Origin of the sequence: Candidatus Poriferisodalis sp. (assembly GCF_965208895.1) — a bacterium.
Taxonomy (GTDB): domain Bacteria; phylum Actinomycetota; class Acidimicrobiia; order Acidimicrobiales; family Poriferisodalaceae; genus Poriferisodalis.
The window spans coordinates 4,185,529-4,204,783 of record NZ_OZ242363.1; the positions used below are offsets into that span (position 1 = coordinate 4,185,529).

Consider the following 19,255-nt stretch of genomic DNA (forward strand, 5'->3'; position numbering starts at 1 on the left):
GCGTCTCATTCGGCTGGGCCGCTGACGGCGCATACCCAGCGTCCGTCGACATCGGTTGGATCGGCGGCGGCGTCATCGTCGGCCTCGTCGGCGCGGGCAGGTGCGGAATTGCCGACGGAGGAGTCGTGCGCGGTCGGCGGGAAGGCGAGCGGAATAGGCAGCCAGTGCCAGATTGCGCGTCGAATTGCTTCGGGGTAGGCGTCGGCCAGGTTTTCGCAGTCGTGCCGGAACCGGTCGAGCTGTGCCTCGAGTGCGGAGATGCGGTCGGTCGCATCGTCGGCCCGGGCACTGTGCAGTGCGGCGAGGGCTGCGGCCGAGCGGTCGTTGATGCGCGCAGCGGTGAGGCGCGACTCGACGTAGGCGATGCGCGCATCGGGCTGCGTCGGGGTGATCTGGTCGGCGATGAGATGGTCGAGGCCTGCCGACATCGACGCGGTGAACCCTCCTGCGGCTGCCACCAACAGCAGCCATTCGAGGGTGGCGAGGCCGCGGGCGTCCCGCCGGCGACGCGTCGGGGGCCGGGGCCTCGGCGGTGGGGCCGCCGCCGAGCCTTGGGTATTCATGCGTTCACGTTCCGCTGGCGACGATGCCGCCGGTGAGCGACACGAGCGGCGGGTAGATGAGGATTGCGGCAAGCGCCAGCGCGACGGCGGTGGCAGGCAGGGCGATGATCTGGTTGTGCCGCTGGGCGGTTTCTCGCTCAGCGGCGACGCTGTGCGCCCACTGGACCCCTGCAGCGGCGAGCACTGCGTCGGAGAGGCGGGTGCCTCGTCGTGCGGCGAGTTCGAGTGCGCCCACTGCCTGGTCGACGCCGTCGAGCCGGTAGCGCTCGGCGAGTTCCCTGAGTCCTTCCGCAGCGGGTCGCACGCGGTTCTGGGCGCTTTGGAGATGCCGCGTAAGCAGCTGCCATGGCGCGGTGTCGTTGGCGCGGGCCGAAGCGAGCATTGCCGCTGCGGGCTCGGCGCCGGCGGTGACCTGCTGCGCGGTCAGCACGATCCACGCGTTCACGGCCCGGTGGACGTCGTCGCGGCGCTGCCGGGCGGTGTCTCGCACGCTCTGCGCGGGGAGCAGCCACCCTGCCGCGGCGCCTGCTGCCAAGGCGACTGCGTCGGAGGTGACCGTCGTGGTCCACAAAGCTGCTGCGACGGAGCCGGCTGCCACCCCGGCTGCGGTGCTGGCGGCTCGTTGCACAGCGAAGACGGCCGGGGCGATGCCGCACAGGCGCAGGTCGGCTGCTCGGCGCCGACCGAAGCTGCCGCCGGCGAGCGCAACAAGGCGGCTGCGCCGAAGCGGCGCCTGCGGCGATGCCGATGCCGATGGCGCAAACAGCGCAACTCCGGCAAGCACCGCGCCGGCGGCGAACCCGAGTCCCGCGGCGAGCGGGACGAAGGCGATCGGCAAATGTCCAGTGGGGTTCACAGCGGCATCCGCTGCGGCCGAGAGCGCCCGGGCTTGCGCGGGGCGAGCGGGGAACGCTGGGCGTGCACGGTGCTGTGGCGGACCAGGAACGCGGTCGCGCCGGTCAGCACCATGGCGATGACTGCCAGCACGGTCTGCCCGTCGGCGGTGCGGTAGGGGTCGAAGTAGGCGGGGTTGTTGCGGTACATGAGCGTGATCACCCCGCCTGCCAGAGCCAGCAGAGCGATGGTCTGTGTCCACAGCGCGACGACCGCTTCGGTGCGGGCACGGTGAACGGCGACGTTGTCGCCGATGCGGCCGGCGAGCGCGTCCAGCGACGCAGCGACGGGCCCGCCCGCAGCTGCGGCCATGCGCAGCCCTGCAGCGATGTCGGGTTCCCACGTGCTGCCCGCCGACCTGAGCAGATCGGCCGCGGCAGCGACGCCATGCTGCCGGGCTGCGACCGCGACCCGCCCGACGGTGGGAGCGATGCGAGCGTCGGCGTGCGGGACGCTTGCTGCGAGCGCGTCGGCCAGTCCCGCCCCTGAGCGGGCGAGCTCGGCGAGCTGACGCGCCCATGCCTGCCACGCCAATGCTGTGGCGGTGTGGCGCCGTCGGCGTGCGGGCGCTGCGATGAAGGGCGGGCCCAGCACCCCCAGCCCTGCGCCGAGCAGTGCCATGCCCCACAGGCCGGTCGCCGCAAGGCCGGCCAACGCGCCGCCGACACCGGCGAGCACCTGGCCGATGCGCAGAGCACCAGGGCCGCGGTTGCCCGTCGCATCGGATGCGGCGTCGCTGCGACCTGCGTTGGGCAGTCCCGCGGCGACCGCTGCGATGAGATCGCGAGGGTCGGCGTGTGCCGCCGGCGCAGCCGAGCCGCCGAGCGGGCCGCGGGGCCGCATCGACGCAGCGGCAGCGGCGATGCCCGCCGCAGCCAGCAGTCCGAACACAGCGGCGGTCATCGGGAGCCCGTGTGCCCGGGAGCGGCAAGGCGGTGGCCGCCTTGGGCCACTCGCTCCGCGAGCTCGGCGTTGCTGGGCGCCCCGAGGAATTCGAGGCCGGCATCGGGCCGATCGCGCCGGTACAGGTCGCGCACGTCGAAGCGGTCTCCTTGGGCGGGCAGCGTTTCGCTGATGGTGCGTATCTGTCGGGTGCCGCTGTGGGGGTCGGTGCTCATGTGCACGATCAGGTGGATCACCTCGGAGGCTTCTTGGATCAGTGCCGACTGCGCAGGCGCGGCGGCGCCGACGAGGCAGTAGCGCACCAGCCGTGCGAGGGCCTGGCGCGGCGACGATGCGTGAATGGTGGCCATCGACCCGTCGCTGCCGGTGCCGCATGCAGACAGGAACGCTGCGGCCTCGGGGCCGCGCAGCTCTCCGACGACGACCCGGTCCGCGCCTGTGCGCAGCGAGCGTCGAGCGAGTTCGTCCATGCCGATCTCGCCTTCCCCGTCGCTGTTGGGCTCGCGCGTCTCCGCGGCGAAGACCCACGGGTGGGTGTCGTCCAGGAACAGCTCGAAGGTCTGCTCGAGGGTGCACACGACCTCGTCGGGGCCGACATGGGCGAGCAGGGCGCGCAGCAGTGTCGTCTTGCCTGAGCCCAGCGCCCCGCAGACCAGCACGTTCGTCGGCGCCGGGGGGCGCACAGCGGCTGCGAGGAACGACGCAGCGTCAGCGTCGAGCGTGCCCGCGTCGACCAGGTCGGCGAGGCTCACCAGCCGGTGCCGGTGGCATCTGACGGTGAGGTACGGCTGATCGCATACGTCCATCGCGGCGAATATCCGCTCGCCGGTGCGCAGCCGCAGGTCCAGCAGCGGCGCGGAATGGTCGAAGCGCCGGCCGGTCTGGCCGTGGGTGACCGCCAGGTGAGCGATGAAGCCGACCATCTCGGCTCGGTCGGCAAACAGCGGCTCGGCGATCGGCTCGAACCTTCCGCCTGCAAGGCCGAGCGCGCCGCGATGCGGGCCGAACAGCCACACATTCTCCACGTCGGGGCGGCGCAGGAACCGCTCCAGCGGCCCTGCTCCCAGCAGCGCGTCCAGCTGGCTGTCGATCCATGCGCGCTCGGTGTCGGCGAGCGCGACGCCAGACGCGTCGAGCGCCGCGGCCTCCATCTGCTCGATGAGCCCTGAGGCGAGATGCCGGCACGAATCCGCGATTGCTTGATGATCGACGGCCATGTCTGCGCTGTGGGCAAGGCGGTGCTGCTGCACCCGCTCGCGCGCTTCCTCCCAGATCGCTGCAGCCAGGCTCATCGCTTCCCGCCGATCCGGCACAGCCGCGCGGCGGCTGTGCGCAGCGCTTCGATCTGGCCGCGCTCGGCGCGTCGCGGCGAGGCGCCGAGCAGCACGCTGTCACGCACTGGTCCGACGAGGCCGACGACATCGCCGCCGGCGCGCAGCTCGGTGAGCGGATCGGGGGCCGAGGGGCGGCCGAGAGCCGCGAGCACGGCCCGCAGCCCTGCGGGCGCAGCCGTGCCCGGACGCGGGGCCGCAGAGACGTTCAGCGAAGCGGCATCCGCCAGTTGTCGGTACGGCTCGACGAGCGTTCCGGGCAGCGACACCAGCACCGCGAACAGCTCGCCCAGTGCAGCGAGCTCATCGGCGCGCTGAGCCAGCAGCCCAGCAGCGTGCTGCGCCCCGCCGGGGTGGGTCGGGGCGGCTGCCAGCAGCACCGAGCCTGCACTCGCAGCGCCGTCGCGCCGCGGCAGCGCCCAGCAGTGCCGCTTCACCGCCGTCGCCTCAAGCCTGGCGCGAGCGGCCGCCAGAGTGGCCACCCCCCGCTGCGCAGCCGACAGGCGAGTCTTGGTGGCGGCGGCGACACGCTGCCCCAGCCGGGTGCCGCAGGCGTCGGCGTCGATGACGAGCACGTCGGCGCCTGCCGCGGCGATGGCATGGGCGAGACCTACCGCGAGTGCCCCGCATTCGATCAGCGGCGCGGCGAGGTCGGCGTCGCTGCTGCCCGCGCTGCGGACCGTCGCCATCACCGCTGCTGCTCCCACTCGCTGTGCCAGCTGTCGTTCAGTTCGGCGCTCATCTCGTCGATGTCGGTGTCGGGATGGACGCGCAGCAGCATCGGCGCGCCCCCGAGTCGCTGCGGGAGGCTGCGCCACCACACCCATTCGTCGGGTTCGGCCCATACGCCGAGCAGTCCGTCGCGGTAGTGATCCAGCCGAACCGTGCGCAGCACCGACCGGGGCCGCCCCTTGTCGAGCGGGTCCGCCGCCGCTCCGGGATCGACGAGCAGCGCCAGGTCGCCCTCGGCGAGGCCTGAGGGGGACAGGCTGGCGTCCACTGCGATGATCGATTCGAGCAGCCCCGGGCCTGCCCCGGCCGGCCAGTTCGGGCCCAGCGGCGACATCGCGGTCGCGGCCCGGGCGTGCTGGGCGGCCCACACGTCGTCGAGATCTGCTGCCAGCACGCCGGGGTCGCCTCCCAGCGGCACCGGCAGCGCCATCGGCAGCGCACCCAGCCGGGCAGGAAGCGTCTGCCAGCGCACCCACTCCGCCGGGGGAGCGAAGATGCGCAGCGCCGCGCCGTCGAGCAGGTCCGCCCGCAGCACCTCGATCACCTGCCGTGCGCGCCCCGGGTCGTGTGCTGCGGGGGCCACGCCCGGATCCACCAGCAGCACCAGATCGCCCGGCACGAGTCCTTGGGGGGCGAGGCTGAGGTCAATCGGAACACGGACTTCCAGCCGGTCTCCGAATGCGCCCGCTGACGGCTCCGCCAGCAGGTCTGCGGTCACGAGGGTGCCCGCCGCCAGCGGCCGAGCCGCGGCGAGCCCCGCCAGCGCACGGGCGGTGTCCGCGCTCCACACCAGATGCGGCACCCCGCCCGGCAACACCAGCGTTCCTTGCAGGTCTTCCGCGGCGAGCACTTCGCCTTCCGCGAGATCACGGGCGGCAACCACCACGGCTATCCGTTCGTCGAAAGCGGCGGAGGTCACCGAGAAACCAGCGACGCTGCCTGCCGCCACCAGCACGCCCGCTGCGCCGAGCAGTATGCGCTTGGCGCGCGGCCCCGGCCGACGCGCCGCTCGCGGCGGCACAATGGCACCGTCTGCGACGGCGTCGGCGAGCGCGGCAGGCGCCGCCGCCGCCCGCCTGCTCACACGCCCCAGCAGGCCGCGTCTCACCGCTGCTCCCGAGGATGCCTGCCTTCCCCGGCACCCCGAGAAAGCCGACACTGCGGTCGGCACATGCACGAAGCGTGAGGACGGACTCGAAACGGCGGGTGGTTGACACCCGCAACGCGGTTCGCTACGTTGCGCCGCTCATGACAGCCCGGTGCACATCCGAACCAATCCCGCGGGGGGGGGGGGGGGTAATCGCGGAATAGCCGCGACGCCGCGCGGCGAACGCGCCGCGCGGCGCGAAATCACCGGCCTCGGCGCGCTCGCGCGAACAGCGCATGCGTCGCCGCCCGAATCCAGCCAAGCGCGAGGTGCTTTCCATAGGCGGTCGCACAAAGTAGCGGCAGGCCGCTCCCGCGGCAAGGCAATCCGGTCGGAGCGCTCCGTTGCATGTGCCCGGCGTCGCCCCGACGGACCGGGCGTCGCAAGCCTGGGGTGGCTGCTGGTCGCGTCCGCGGTGGCAGCGCTCGCCGCGCTGGCGGTCACCAAGGTGCAGTCACTGGTGGGTGACGCTGGCGAGTCGGTGGCCGGCTACAGCGCCCGACTGGCGGCGGCGAACCTGATGGCGTCCGAAGTGCACCGCGAGGCGCGGTCGTCGGCGCCGGGGAACGCTCCCGAAGCGGACCGGCTGAACAGGCGGCTGGGGTCGCGATGCGTCCGGGTGCCGCTGATCTTCGCGGACACCGGCGGGACGACGGTGTGGAAACCCGGCATATTCGCTGGGGCCGCGGGGCGCCGTTCTGACCCGCCGAGATGGAGCGCGCTCCCGTCGTGCGCGTTCGCGGGCCCGCGATGACGCGCCGAGCCAGGCTGGCGGCTGCGGCGGTGCTGGTCGTTTCGAGTGTGCTGGTGCCGACGGCCTCGGCCGCCGATGCGGGCGGGAACGCCGGCGATGCGTCCTCGGCGGCAGCGCAATGCCCGCAGGGCTACTCCTATGTCTCGGGCTCAGGCGACTGCGAGAAAGACGAGACTCAGCCGGCGACGGCGTCGTGCCCTGCGACGATCGGCGGCCACGCGGTACAGCCGTCCGGTGAGAACTGCGTGACGACCACGGTGCACACGACGCTGCCGACATATTCGTGCAATACCGCTGAGGGATGGGCGCTGGCGGGCGACCCGCCCGAGTGCCAGCGCACCGTGAACCGTGAGGTGACCGAACGGCGCACGGTCACCGACATGGTGACCTACCCACAGACGTACACGGTGCAAGTCAAGACCACGGTGACCGAACGCCAGCCCTATACGGTGCGGGTGCGTGTGCCGCCTCTCACCGTGCGGGTACGTGTGCCGCCGCTCACGAAGACCTACATGGGCATGGAGACATACACCTACACGGCGCGGGTGCGCTATTGCGTGCAGTACGATGTGGAGTTCGGGTCGGGCTGTGTGAGGTACGGGTACCGCGACGAGCAGCGCACCGGGGTGCGTGAGACGCTGATCACCGAGCCGGTGTACCACTACGAGAGCCGGCCAGCGTACAACTACCGCGACGAGGTGCGGTACCGGGACGTGTCTCGCACGGTGTACCGCGACGAGATCCGCACCCGGCAGGTGTGCTGCCGCCCGGTGACCCGCATCGTCACGGTCACCCGCACGGTGCGCGACACCCAGTCGGCGGTGCCTGACGCGTCGTGCACGGCCGCGGGCTATTCGCTGAACTCGTCGTCGCGGTGCGAGCGGCCCGCCGGCACACGTTTGGGCGCTGCCGGCTATCGCTGCGCGGCCGGGTGGACTGCTGTGTCGGGCGACGCCGCCACCTGCGAGCGCACCCTCACCCAGGACCCCGCATGGGAATGCGCCGCAGGCCGCACGATCGACCAAGCCACCACACCGCCGCACTGCCATCCCGCCCCTGACCCCGACGAAGACGAGGACGAAGAGGAAGAAGGAGACCCCGACGAAGGTGACGAGGACGAAGAAGACCCCGACGACGATCCCGCGGAGTGCGCGACGGCGCTGGCGACGCTGGGCACAGGCACGGTGACGCGCAGCGGGACATGGGCGGCCGGGTGCGTCTCGTCGCACAAGAGCACCGATCAGGTGCCGTATTGGGCGTGGCGGTTCACGTTCACGGTCACGTCCGCGGCGACGCTCGATCTGGATGCGGTGTCGGGGCAGGATCCTCATGTGTATGTCACCGACAGCAACGGCACGGTGGTCGGCTCCGACGACGACTCGGGAGCGGACGGCCGCGACAGCCGCATCCGCGGCCTGAAACTGCAGCCGGGCGTCTACACGGTCGAGGTGACCACCGGCAGCGAGCGCACCACGGGCAGTTTCACGCTGACGCTCCGGCTGAAGCTGACGGCGGCTGCGGGCAAGGTGAGCGTCAGCGGCTTCGCGGACGCCGAGGGCACCCCCGCAGCGGGCAAGTCCGCGGTCACGGTGTCGTCGGGGTTCGCGGTGAGCCCTGCGGGGGCGACGTGCACGGCCACGCCGGCAGCGGCGACTGTGGCGCCTGCGTCGGGCGGGTCGCGCAAGGTGAGCCTCAGCGTGGCGGCCGCCACCACGGCGACGGTCACGGTCACATGCGTGTCGGGCAGCGACAGCGACACGGCGACGGCGAAATTCAAGGCGAACCCGGCACCGGTGCGCGTCTCGGGTTTGGATCACGTGACCGAGACGCCGGTGGCGGGAGACGACTCGGTCACCGTCGCGGACCGAATCATCGTCACGCCGATCGCAGCGACATGTGTTGCTACGCCTGCGGGCACGACGGTCACCGCGGCCACCTCGCCGCCGGGCACGGTGCGATGGGTCACCCTCGAGGTGGCGGCCGGCACCACCCAGCGCGTGAATGTGACATGCAGCCACAACGGCGCCAGCGCGACGGCGTGGGCGAACTTCAAGGCGAACCCCGCACCCGACGCAGACGACTGCGATGACCCGCTGGGCACGCTGTCGAGCGCGAAGTCCTCGCGCACTGGCACGCTCAGCTCGACGGCAGGGTGCCGGTCGGTGCGTCATCCTCGCTCTGGGGACGGCCGGGTGTTCTATGCGAGCCGTCACACGTTCGCGATGGCTGCCGCGGGATGGGTCACCATCGACCTGGCCAACACCGGCAGCGGCGCGGACCGCATCGATCCCTATGTGCTGCTGCTCAACGGCCACACCCCCGACGGGACCGGCACCAGGCTCGCCCACAACGACGACATCGGGTACGTCAACGGCAGATACAGCCGCGACATCCACGACAGCCGCATCGCCCGCCGATTCCTCCAGCCCGGCCGCTACACGATCGAAGCCACCACCTACGGACCCCGCGACCAAGGCACCTACCGAGTGACCGTCAGCGCCGACTACACACCGAAGATCACCGGCACCGGCCAGCCCGCACAGCTCACCGGCGAGGTCGGCGAAGCGATCCGAGGCTCGTGGACCTACGAGCCTGCCAGCACCACACGGCTGTCGGTTGCGTCGATCGCGCCCGCCGGACTCAGCGCAACCGTCCACGGCGACGAAGGCAACGCTTCCCTGGTCGCCACCGCCACCCGCGCGGACGACTACACCGTCACCGTCGCCTACGCCAATGGCGACCGCACCATCACCCGCCAAACCGCCATCACCGCTGTCGTTGTGGACCGCAGCTGCCCGCCCAGCACCGACGGGGAACGGGCGCGGCTGGTGCACCACCACGAGCCCGGACGCGGCCACAACAACTGTCAAGCACACACCCCGCCGCCGTGCAAGGACACCTATACCAACTACTGGACCCCGGGCCATGAGCATCAGCGGCGCAACATCAAGTCGTGCAACACGAGAAACGGCGGCGGCATCGTCGACCCCGAAGATCTGCCATGGAGCCCCTACGACATCGACCGTGCCGGCAGGCCCGTATTCTGCAAAGAGGCTTCGGCTTCCCCGATTCTCTTTCCAGATCCTGGGGACCGGGTAGCGAAGTGCATGGAGCTTCACAGACTGGCGGTGATGACGTGGAACAGCGGGTTCGACATCGTCTCGGCGATCCGTAAGAGCCAGGCCGAGAACGGCCGGATCGTGCCGGCCAAGATGCGCAGCGATCTGGAGGCCATACAGCGAGCCGTCGACTACAGCGAGACGATCCTCGTTGGAACTGGGGACTATTCGCGCATAACTGGTATCACAGCGCTTGACGACGCTTTTGTCCAGTTGCTGTGCGAGGGGGTGGTCGAGTACGGCGTTGATAAAGGCGTCGACGCTGCGGCGAAGAGAGTGGGCGGATGGGCCAAGAACAGGTTCCCGACGGGCACGGTGCTGAAGGGAGCGCTCAGGCTGAGCTTGATTCTGGGCTTCGCCCAGACAGTGCTGGGCGTCTTGTGGCAGAACTTCGCGACGGATGCTGCCTGTGACTGAGATGCGGAGATGTACGGCGGCTGAACGCCAACCGGTAGTCACGGGCGCAGGGCGGTCGGTGATCTGGCTGCCCGTCCCCTCGGTTGGGTCGTTGAGTGATTGCGCGGCTTCGCGGCCGCTGGCAGGCAGCCGTGCAGAGCCTCATTCGAAGAGAAAGGACAGACATGTCGCGTGTTGAGGATTCGGCAGACACGTCGGGCTGCTCAGGTCCAGATGATGTCCAGCTGGCCGACGGCGGGCACGGTTCACCGTTTCGGCGTGTGCGACGGTGGCGGCTCGGTGCATTCGCGGTCGCAGCGATCATTGTGGTTCTGCTGGTGGTGTGGCTGGGGTCGTTCCAATCCGAAGACTCCGGTGACTCCGCTTATCAAGATTCCCATGCCCAGTCCGCTTGGGCCGCGATCGCGCAGGATGTGCCGCTGGACCTCGACCGGCGCTACACCGACGAGGAACTCGGCCTGTATGAACTGATCGACGATATCGTGTTCAATACGCCCTCTTATATTCGGTTCCGCACGGTAGGAGATGCAGTTGAATACAACAATCGCCGAGACGAGCACATATCTTCTGTAGCGTCAGGCCACGAACGAGAACGCTTGGCGTTCGAGCGTGAGGTCGAGGACATCATCAAAAACTCGTATTGGCGCTTGCCGTCCGATCTGGGAACGGGCGGTGTGCTCGAATTGGCATTCGTGGAGGCGATGAGAGAATGTGCAGCGGAGGCGGGATATCCGGAAATCAATCCTATGGGGGCTTCGGAGGAAGAACGGGAGCGTTATGAGCTTGAGTTTGGTTTGTCGTCTGATGTGTTCTATGACTTGCGTCACGAGTGTGCTAAACAGGCAGCGACGTATCCGACGCTAGATCCCGAGGTGCGTGACGGGATGCTTAATCGCGTTCGGGAGTATTTTCTGCTGACGGTGAATGATTATATTCGTGATCATGATGTTGTCGAGGTTCCGGTGGAGCATCATGAGGGGGATGCTCGTCCGTTGGAAAAGTCCTATATCGAGCGTTGTCTTGAGTTGGAGATTGCTGAGCGGGAGTCGTGCGCGGAGCACTATCGGGTCGAGCTGACAGATGAGCAAAAAACGGCACCGGTTCCTGAGCGCGTCGAGGTGGACGAGTCGAGTCCGTATCCGCTGGTGGGCCAGCCCTGCCCGTTCAGCGAGTTTCCCGGCGAGGTGATCATCGACCGCGAAGGCAGCTATTGCGACAGGTTCGAGAACTTGGAGTTCGTGATCAACTACCCGGAAACCTCTGAGAGTGAGAACTACGTGTCCAATTTTTTTTGGGGCGGGGAGAGGTTGTTGATCTGCCCGACGAGCTGGGTCACCGACGACGAGGGCAAGTGCCGTTATCCGCGTCCGGAGGAAGCCGCGTTGAGAGATGCATTCGTAGCTGAGCATCCTGAGCACGCCGAGTACCACGACTGGCCGCTTTACAGTTCTAGATACCCTGACAAGAACTGAATGCGAGCCGTCGCCGACAACCCGACCCGGGCTCCTGCTGACGGCTGGTGTCCGGTGAGGCAACTACGACCTCGACGGCGGTGGTCCCTGAGTCTGGGGTTCTCAGTGAGGGTGTCGAGCTTGGGTCATGTGGCCGAGGCACCGACTCGGTTACCGTCGCGGATCGTGTCACCGTCACGCCGATCGTAGCGGCCGGTGTCGCTGAGCCTACGGGCGTGACGGTCGCCGCGGCCATGTCGCCGCCGGGCACGGCGCGATGGGTCACCCTCGAGGTGGCGGCCGACACCACACGGCGCGTGTATGTGACGTGCAGCCACAACTGGGCCATCGACATGACCAGCCCGACCGACTACGAACAAGTAAACAAGCACTGACCAACCCCCCCACGATTTGGGGGGAAGCCCAGTACGACGTGGAGTTCGGGTCGGGCTGTGTGAGGTACGGGTACCGCAACGAGCAGCGCACCGGGGTGCGTGAGACGCTGATCACCGAGCCGGTGTACCACTACGAGAGCCGACCAGCGTACAACTACCGCGACGAGGTGCGGTACCGGGACGTGTCTCGCACGGTGTACCGCGACGAGATCCGCACCCGGCAGGTGTGCTGCCGTCCGGTGACCCGTGTCGTCTCGGTCACCCGCACGGTGCGCGACACCCAGTCGGCGGTGCCTGACGCGTCGTGCACGGCTGCGGGCTATTCGCTGAACTCGTCGTCGCGGTGCGAGCGGCCCGTGGGCACGCGTCTGGGCGCTGCCGGCTATCGCTGCGCGGCCGGGTGGACTGCTGTGTCGGGCGATCGCGCGAACTGCGAGCGCACTCTCACCCGGGACCCCGCATGGGTATGCGCCGCGGGCCGCACGATCGACCGGGCCACCACGCCGCCGCACTGCCATCCCGCCTCTGACCCCGACGAAGACGAAGACGAGGACGAGGACGAAGAAGGAGACCCCGATGAAGGTGACGAGGACGAAGAAGACCCCGAAGACGATCCCGCGGAGTGCACGACGGCGCTGGCGACGCTGGCTTCTGGGACGGTGACGCGCAGCGGGACATGGGCGGCCGGGTGCGTCTCGTCGCACAAGAGCACCGATCAGGTGCCGTATTACGCGTGGCGGTTCACGTTCACGGTCACGTCCGCGGCGACGCTCGATCTGGACGCGGTGTCGGGGCAGGATCCTCATGTGTATGTCACCGACAGCAACGGCACGGTCGTCGGCTCCGACGACGACTCGGGAGCGGACGGCCGCGACAGCCGCATCCGAGGCCTGAGTCTGAAGCCGGGGCCTACACGATCGAGGCCACCACCTACGGCTGGCACGAACTCCACGGAGCACGCGCCACCGGCGATTATGTCCTGCGCGTCGCCGTCGACCACACGCCGCGTGCGCCGTCGCATCCGTCGGAGTTGAGCGTGCAGGTCGGTTGCTCGGATCTTGTCCGTGTCCATGGCCAGCGTCTTGGACAACAAGTACGGCAGGACTCTGCAGATCAAGGTGGCAGGACAGACGGAGCCTGAGCAGCTCGAGGGCTGCCAGTCGCTGTCGGAGCAGTACTGGCAGTGCGATTACCGTGGCGACCTGCTGTGGTACCGCACCGTAGTGAGCTCGTCCACATGGGATTACTACTGGTCGGCGTTCGTCGACGGCGTGGTGAGACCTTCGGTGTGCGCGGCCGAGCTGATTGCGCTGCGCTACGGCGGGTCACTCGGCGCGCAGGCGATCGCTGGGGCGATCGAGACATGCAGCGGTCTGTTCACGCGGGTGGAACCGAACACGCTGGAGGACGAAGAATGAGCAACGAGGCGCATGCCAGGCCGAGCCGTCATGCGGTGTTGCAATGGCGTCGCGGGACTGTGTTGGCGTGGTCCGGCATCGCGCGGCGCGGTGCGGCGGCTGCGATGGGGTTGTCGATGCTCGGCGTGCTCTTGTGGGGTTGCACAGGCTCGCCGGCCGACGGCGAGGGCACCCGGTCTGCTGCACAGCACACGGTTCTTGACGACAGCGAGCCAACACAACCAACAATTCAGCACACGGTGCCCGCCAAGATTGCGCGGTTGCCTGACTATGCGATTCTCGATCTTGGTGACGATCCTCGGCAGCTCACTGATGTGGACCTGAACGACGGGTCTGGGACTCAAGAGCTGGGCGCATCCAAACTTCTCAGGGAGTTCGGCGTGATCGAAATGCTCAACAGCTACGTCATCAACATCCCGTCCACCGCGGTGTCCATCGCCGGATGGGAAGTGAACAAGGCCCAAGTTTCGAACTTCTACTATTTTGCCGACGCTGACGCCGATGGCGAGATCTTGGACCATTTTGAGAGTTCGGTGCTCCGCTTTGCGGATCATGCGATGACGTCATTGCCCGAAGCCGATCCGATGTTGCATGACGCGTTTTTCGAGGTGCTAGAGGCGTGCGGACGCGCTTCTGATTGGCCGGATGTGGAGCTGTTTGTGCTGCATCAAGGACGAAGCGGCGACATCATGTCCCATCTGATCGAGCCGACTTTCGGTCTCACTTATTTTGAGTATCAGCAGCTGCGACACCAGTGCGCCCGGTATGCGGCGACGTATCCGACGATGGACCCTGTGGTGCGCGACAAGCGGCTGAAGCCGCAGCGCGAGCATTTTGCGGAGGTGATCCTGGACCGGCTGGACAACGAACTGCCTCTCGTGGAGGTGCCGCCCGAGTATCAAGACGAGATCGACGGCCTGCGGGCCAACGGCTGGTAGCCGGGCGAGTCCGAGGCGCGAAAACCGCATCCGCGGCATGATGCTGCGGACCCTCAGACCACGCCGCTTACACAAACTTCCGAGTGTCACTGTTGGGTCTGCCGGAGCTCCCAGCCAGGGGGCTGCGGTCCGGTCCTGCGCTCGGCGATGACTCCACAAAATTTTGGCCTTGTGCCTGTTGTCTGACCTGTCGCGTCGAGCGTGGGACCGGCAGGGCGCTCCTGTGGTGAAGGGAGCCTGACTGTGGCGGCTCGGGTGTGATCGTCCCAGCGTTCCATAGAGGTTTCTTGGAGAGGTGTCGGTATCAGCCGGCAACGGACGTTCACCCCTCGAACCGTGCGCATGCAGGTGCCGTGTCGGTGTGGTGGCGAGTCCGTTCCGCCTCGAGCCCCGCCGACAGCTTCGGTATCGTGAGCACATGGCTGGTCCGGATCTCGGCGCTGCACGCCGCGCCGCGGACGAGCTGGTCAGCGCCGGTGTGGGCACTGTGCTGCTGTTCGGGTCCCTCGCCAGAGGCGACACCGCGACCCCTGGCGACATTGACCTAGTCGCAATCTACGACGACTTGGGCGATTACGGCGGACGGGCCGCGTGCCGGGCGGAGCTGCAGAGGCGAGCGAGGGCCGTGTCAGGCTGTCCGGTCGATGTGATCGTCACCGACGCCCCCGAGTGGGCGACCCGCACCACCGGCGTGCCGTGCTCGATCGAGGCGCTCATCGCGGAGGACGCGATCACTCTCGCCGACATCGACCAGCACGGCGAGATCGACTGGGACAAGGACATCGGAATGCCTGCAACCCCCGCCGCAGAGCTGCAGGAGCGATTCGCCAACCTCGCCGACGCCGTGTTGGATCTGACCGCGAACCTCGTCCCAGGCACCGAAGAAGCCCGAGCTGCTGCCGCAGGCGACCTGTCCGAGCACACCGCCACCGAGCTGCGCCGCTTTGCGAAGGCATGCTCAGCGGCGCATATGGTCTTCGAGTCGTCGGCGAAGATCATGCTCATTCTCACGGCCGGCGCCCCGCCGCCGCGCGAGCATCGCATACCAACATTGCTCGCCACCCAGCCGCAATGGGTCAGCGAAGCGTTCGAAGCTGCGGCCCGCAACATCGACCTCATCAAGCTCTCCGACTGGCACCAAGCCCAGCATTACGCTGGCAGCTGGCCGCACGACGAATTCGACGATACGTACTTGCGGCGACACGCCTCCGCGGCGATCGGCATCGCCACGTTCAGCGCGGAACAGTGCCAGCACCGCGAACTCGACGCTGACCTGATGCGCCGCTTCGATGTGCGGATGGGCAACTGCCAAGCCGCGCTGACCGGATCGCTGCGTGCTGCGTATCGAAACCGAACCGCCGGCACAGTCACAGCAGCCGAGGCGACGCGGCCGCGGACTCTGAGCGAGGCGACATCACCGCCGGTGCTGCGGGGCGCCGGCGGGAGAGGTCCAGTCGGGTTGGGGTGACTTCCTGCGCGAACCACGACGACACGAAGCAGTCGACTCCGTCGACGTTCACAGATGTGTCCGGCGCAGGGTCGACTTCACTTGCGTCGAGGGTCGTGGCATTGCGTTGCGTCTGACTCCGCGCGACAGGTTCTGAGTTCTGTCGCGCAGCGTCGGGTAGGGCTGGCGGTCTCAGGACAGGAGGCTTCGGTTGGCGAATTCAGATGTCCGAATTCGTCCTGTGCAGTGCGCGGCGGTCGCCGTAGCGTGGACCCATGCGGTTGCAGTTAGCACTCAACGTGGATGACATTGATGAGGCGGTCGACTTCTACTCCCGGCTATTCGGCGCTGAACCTGCCAAGCGGCGCGAGGGCTACGCCAACTTCGCCATTGACGAGCCGCCTCTGAAGCTCGTGCTCTTCGAGTCGACTGGCGACGGCGGCACCATCAACCACCTCGGGGTCGAGACCGAGTCCGCCGCGGAAGTGGAGCAGGCTCACGCTCGCATGACCGCCGCAGGCCTCACCACCTCCACCATCGACGAGACCATGTGCTGCTACGCCGAGAAGGTCGAGACGTGGACCGCCGATCCGCACGGCATCGAGTGGGAGTGGTACGTCAAGCAGGGCGACACCGAGGTGATGAACAACGTGGTGCTGTCACGACGTGGCGACGGAACCGAACGCCCGAGCCACGCCGAGGACGCCTGCTGCGCATAACGGCGCCGAGCGTGGGCGGATCGGCCCAGTCGCCGCTCGCCGGGCCCAGCCCCGGCAGTCTCTAGGACTGGGATCGGCGCTCTCGCAGCAGAACTTCCTGGGCGATCGTGGCGACGTGGCGGCCGTCAGGAGCGAACAGGTTGCCCACGGTCATGCCCCGAGCGCTCGTGAGACCGTGGCAGTCGAACTGGTACAGGTGCCACTCGTCGGCGCGCATCGGGCGGTGGAACCACATGGCGTGATCCAGTGACGCGCCCATGAACTTCTCCTGGTACTGCTCGCGGGTCACCTGCAGAGGATGCAGAGAGCGGGCGGCGTTGAACTGGATGGCGTCCGACGTGAACGCCAGCCCGCAGATGTGCAGGCGGGGATCGTCCTCGATCGGATCGACGATGCGTACCCAGCCCATCGACTGGCCTGCCCCCGGATGACTCGGCAGCGGTCGGCGTTCCATGATCCAGGGCCATCGCTCTTCGTCTATGTTGCGACAGTCCTGCGGGTCGGGTGCGAGCGGGATGCGTGCTGTTTGCACCTGGGCGTCTTGCTCTGCCACGTGGAATGAGCACGACAGGTTCAGGATTGCGCCGCCGCTCTGGCGGGCCACGACCGCTCGGGTGCAGAACGAGCGGCCGTTGCGCAGGCGGTCCACCTCGTAGCGGACCGGTTCGTCAAGCGTGCCGCCTCGGATGAAGTAGGCATGCACCGAGTGCGGCACGAACGCTTCGTCGACGGTTTGGAACGCCGCCCACAGGCCTTGCGCGATGACCTGCCCGCCGTAGATCCGACCCCACATGTACTCGGGGCTGAGCCCGACGTAGGTGTCGGGGCCGTGCTGTTCGAGGAACATCATCTCGCCGTAGGTGGTGGGTGCCGCGATGCCGCTCACAGCATTCCCTTGGGGGAATCGCCCGTATTCGCCAGAGGTCGGATCACAGCATTCCCTTGCGGGAATCGCGCCAGGGCACATCACGGTCGAGGCGGGGTTCGCCGGGGAGGCCCAGCACTCGCTCTCCCAGGATGTTGCGCTGGATCTCGTCGGTGCCGCCCCGTATCGACATCGACGGTGCCGTCACCGTCTCGATGTAGCCGTGGCCGTCTTCAAGCATGCCCGCCGCTCCTGCTGCGCGATTCGCCAAGTAGGCACGTCGCTTGTACGACGACACCGTCCTCAGCTTCGCACCGCTGCCGGCAGGTCCAGGACCGCCGCCCGATCGAGCCTCGTCGGCGGCCCGCTGAGCGGTCCAGCGCGACACCATGTCGGCGGCGTAGATCGACATCGCCTCGTCCCGTCGCACCTTGTCGTCGAGTGCGCCGAGCGCGGCCAAGTCGGCGATCCACGGCGGAACACGTGCTCCCCGCTTCGCACCGTCGCCCCCGCCGCGGCTGCCGGCGCCGACGCGTTCGTGCGAGAGAATCGTCATGGCAACGCGCCAGCCCTCGCCCACATCGCCGACCCGCCACCCGTCACCCACGACCGCACCGTCCACGAACACTTCGCTGAAGTGCGCGTCGTTGTTCATCTGCCGCAGCGGCCGCACGTCGACACCAGGAGCCTCCATCGAGATCACGAACATCGTGAGCCCTTTGTGCTTGGGCTGTGCGGGGTCGGTGCGGGCCAAGCAGATGCCCCATTCGGCCCACATCGCGCGGCTGGTCCACGTCTTCTGGCCGCCTAAGCGCCACACGTCGCCGTCCCGCTCGGCGCTGAGGGCCACATTTGCGAGGTCCGAGCCAGCTTCGGGCTCGGAGAACATTTGGCACCAGATCTCGGCACCAGAAGCAATCGGACGCAGCCAGCGCTGCTGCTGTTCGGCGGTGCCGTGGGCCAACAGTGCGGGCCCCACCATCCCCAGCCCAATCGCGAACGGGTACAGATCGGGCACGACGTACTCGCGCAGCACCGAGCCGACGAGGGCGTTCTCGGCGGGCGACGCGTCCCGGCCGCCATGGTCAGCAGGCCAGGTCGGCACGTGCCAGCCGCCCTCGACAGTCGCCGCCAGATACGCCCGACCATTGTCGAGGTCGTCGCTGCCCGCACCCATCGACGTCAGCCGGGTCTCTTCGGTGCGTCGCTCGAGCAGTCCGTCGAGCGCTGCGCGGATGGCGTCAGGGGTGAGCGTGGCTGCGGTCGACGTGGGATCGGCCATCAGCCGCGGGTGAGGTCGGGCACTTCGGGGCGACCCGGCATCAGCTGCGCGTGAAGTTCGGCGTGCGGCGCTCGTTCATGGCGTTCACGCCTTCCCGCCAGTCGTTGGTGGTGCGCAGGCGGTCCTGCTCGGCCTTCTCGTTGTCGGTGGCGACTCTGATGGCGTCGGCGAGGTGGCCTCGCATCGTGTTGCGGATCGACTCGACGGCCAGCGGCGCCGACCCGGCGATCTCGCAGGCGAAGTCGTAAGCGGCCTGGCGCAGCTCGTCGAGCGGCACCAGCTTGTCGGCCAGCCCGAGCTCGACGGCCTCGTCGCCCTTCACTCGGCGGCCGGTGTAGAGCAGATCCAGCGCCTGCTGATTGCCGACCAGCATCGGCAGGGTCACGGTGAGCCCGAAGCCGTGGTGGAAGCCCAATCGGGCGAAGTTGGCCGTGAAGCGGGCCTCGGGTGCGGCGATGCGAAAGTCCGGGAAGCAGGCCACGCCCAGCCCGCCGCCCACCGCTGCGCCCTGGATGGCGCCCACCACCGGCTTCTGCTTGGAGAACAGGTCGAAGGCTGCGTCGTACAGATGGCGCGGGCTGCCGTCGGCGTTGGTGGCGGTAATTTCGCCGCCCCGGCGGCCATCAGATCCGAACTGGGCGCCCGCACAGAAGTTCTTGCCTTCCGAGCACAGCACGCTGGCCCGGCAGCCGTCCTCTTCGTCGAGGTCGCCGAACGCGGCGACGAGGCCGTCGATCAGCTCCAGATCGAAGAAATTGTTGGGCGGCCGGTGAATCTCCACGATCGCCACGTGGTCGTCGCTCAACTTGACCGATACATCCCCGTACTGGCCGAATTCGTCGAGAGTGCTGTCGACTGTGCTGTTGCTGCTCATGCGGCG

18 protein-coding genes are annotated in these 19,255 nt (G+C 68.3%); 9 read left to right on the plus strand and 9 right to left on the minus strand.

What is annotated here, in order from left to right; all coding sequences use genetic code 11:
* Nucleotides 1–5: 5 nt before the first annotated feature.
* From ACOGJB_RS18800 to ACOGJB_RS18825, 6 genes are read right to left on the minus strand one after another with little or no spacing between them, the layout of a single operon-like run.
* A complete protein-coding gene (locus ACOGJB_RS18800) occupies nucleotides 6–563 on the minus strand; it encodes a hypothetical protein (protein ID WP_419838601.1) in 558 nt (185 codons plus the stop codon).
* A gap of 4 nt (nucleotides 564–567) precedes the next feature.
* Nucleotides 568–1,419: a hypothetical protein gene (locus tag ACOGJB_RS18805; RefSeq protein ID WP_419838602.1), complete on the minus strand. Its 852-nt coding sequence runs from the start codon at nucleotides 1,417–1,419 to the stop codon at nucleotides 568–570.
* Nucleotides 1,416–2,360 carry a type II secretion system F family protein gene (locus ACOGJB_RS18810; RefSeq protein ID WP_419838603.1) on the minus strand — a complete coding sequence of 315 codons (945 nt, stop codon included), beginning with the start codon at nucleotides 2,358–2,360 and terminating at the stop codon, nucleotides 1,416–1,418. Before ACOGJB_RS18810 ends, ACOGJB_RS18805 begins: the two co-directional genes overlap by 4 nt.
* Entirely contained in the window at nucleotides 2,357–3,652 is a 1,296-nt protein-coding gene (locus ACOGJB_RS18815) for a CpaF family protein (RefSeq protein WP_419838604.1), read from the minus strand. Before ACOGJB_RS18815 ends, ACOGJB_RS18810 begins: the two co-directional genes overlap by 4 nt.
* The gene (locus tag ACOGJB_RS18820; RefSeq protein WP_419838605.1) at nucleotides 3,649–4,383 is read right to left on the minus strand and encodes a hypothetical protein; all 735 of its coding nucleotides are present in this window, start codon (nucleotides 4,381–4,383) and stop codon (nucleotides 3,649–3,651) included. The genes ACOGJB_RS18815 and ACOGJB_RS18820 overlap by 4 nt, the downstream gene beginning before the upstream one ends.
* The gene (locus ACOGJB_RS18825; RefSeq protein ID WP_419838606.1) at nucleotides 4,380–5,531 is read right to left on the minus strand and encodes an SAF domain-containing protein; all 1,152 of its coding nucleotides are present in this window, start codon (nucleotides 5,529–5,531) and stop codon (nucleotides 4,380–4,382) included. Before ACOGJB_RS18825 ends, ACOGJB_RS18820 begins: the two co-directional genes overlap by 4 nt.
* 454 nt (nucleotides 5,532–5,985) lie before the next feature.
* Here ACOGJB_RS18825 and ACOGJB_RS18830 point away from each other — a divergent pair, with 454 nt between their 5' ends.
* The 9 genes from ACOGJB_RS18830 (at nucleotide 5,986) to ACOGJB_RS18870 (ending at nucleotide 16,228) form a co-directional block, all read left to right on the plus strand.
* Nucleotides 5,986–6,324, plus strand: a complete 339-nt coding sequence (locus ACOGJB_RS18830; protein ID WP_419838607.1) for a hypothetical protein — start codon at nucleotides 5,986–5,988, stop codon at nucleotides 6,322–6,324.
* Nucleotides 6,321–9,860: a PPC domain-containing protein gene (locus ACOGJB_RS18835; protein ID WP_419838608.1), complete on the plus strand. Its 3,540-nt coding sequence runs from the start codon at nucleotides 6,321–6,323 to the stop codon at nucleotides 9,858–9,860. The genes ACOGJB_RS18830 and ACOGJB_RS18835 overlap by 4 nt, the downstream gene beginning before the upstream one ends.
* A gap of 95 nt (nucleotides 9,861–9,955) precedes the next feature.
* A complete protein-coding gene (locus ACOGJB_RS18840; protein ID WP_419838609.1) occupies nucleotides 9,956–11,332 on the plus strand; it encodes a hypothetical protein in 1,377 nt (458 codons plus the stop codon).
* A 215-nt stretch (nucleotides 11,333–11,547) separates the two neighbouring features.
* Nucleotides 11,548–11,706, plus strand: coding sequence for a hypothetical protein (locus ACOGJB_RS18845; RefSeq protein WP_419838610.1), 159 nt, complete (start codon nucleotides 11,548–11,550; stop codon nucleotides 11,704–11,706).
* A gap of 38 nt (nucleotides 11,707–11,744) precedes the next feature.
* Nucleotides 11,745–12,740, plus strand: a complete 996-nt coding sequence (locus ACOGJB_RS18850; RefSeq protein WP_419838611.1) for a hypothetical protein — start codon at nucleotides 11,745–11,747, stop codon at nucleotides 12,738–12,740.
* 36 nt (nucleotides 12,741–12,776) lie between these two features.
* A complete protein-coding gene (locus ACOGJB_RS18855; RefSeq protein WP_419838612.1) occupies nucleotides 12,777–13,124 on the plus strand; it encodes a hypothetical protein in 348 nt (115 codons plus the stop codon).
* Nucleotides 13,125–13,240: 116 nt separating this feature from the next.
* Complete coding sequence (locus ACOGJB_RS18860; RefSeq protein ID WP_419838613.1) at nucleotides 13,241–14,062, plus strand: hypothetical protein; 822 nt, start codon at nucleotides 13,241–13,243, stop codon at nucleotides 14,060–14,062.
* Between the two features lie 418 nt (nucleotides 14,063–14,480).
* The gene (locus tag ACOGJB_RS18865) at nucleotides 14,481–15,530 is read left to right on the plus strand and encodes a nucleotidyltransferase domain-containing protein (protein ID WP_419838614.1); all 1,050 of its coding nucleotides are present in this window, start codon (nucleotides 14,481–14,483) and stop codon (nucleotides 15,528–15,530) included.
* Nucleotides 15,531–15,784: 254 nt separating this feature from the next.
* On the plus strand, nucleotides 15,785–16,228 hold the full coding sequence (locus ACOGJB_RS18870) for an ArsI/CadI family heavy metal resistance metalloenzyme (protein WP_419838615.1): 444 nt from the start codon (nucleotides 15,785–15,787) through the stop codon (nucleotides 16,226–16,228).
* A gap of 61 nt (nucleotides 16,229–16,289) precedes the next feature.
* Here ACOGJB_RS18870 and ACOGJB_RS18875 read toward each other — a convergent pair whose 3' ends face one another.
* The 3 genes from ACOGJB_RS18875 to ACOGJB_RS18885 are packed head-to-tail and all read right to left on the minus strand — an operon-like array spanning nucleotide 16,290 to nucleotide 19,249.
* Entirely contained in the window at nucleotides 16,290–17,114 is an 825-nt protein-coding gene (locus tag ACOGJB_RS18875) for an acyl-CoA thioesterase (protein ID WP_419838616.1), read from the minus strand.
* A gap of 43 nt (nucleotides 17,115–17,157) precedes the next feature.
* A complete protein-coding gene (locus ACOGJB_RS18880) occupies nucleotides 17,158–18,375 on the minus strand; it encodes an acyl-CoA dehydrogenase family protein (protein ID WP_419838617.1) in 1,218 nt (405 codons plus the stop codon).
* A 40-nt stretch (nucleotides 18,376–18,415) separates the two neighbouring features.
* Complete coding sequence (locus ACOGJB_RS18885; RefSeq protein ID WP_419838618.1) at nucleotides 18,416–19,249, minus strand: enoyl-CoA hydratase-related protein; 834 nt, start codon at nucleotides 19,247–19,249, stop codon at nucleotides 18,416–18,418.
* Nucleotides 19,250–19,255 lie beyond the last annotated feature (6 nt).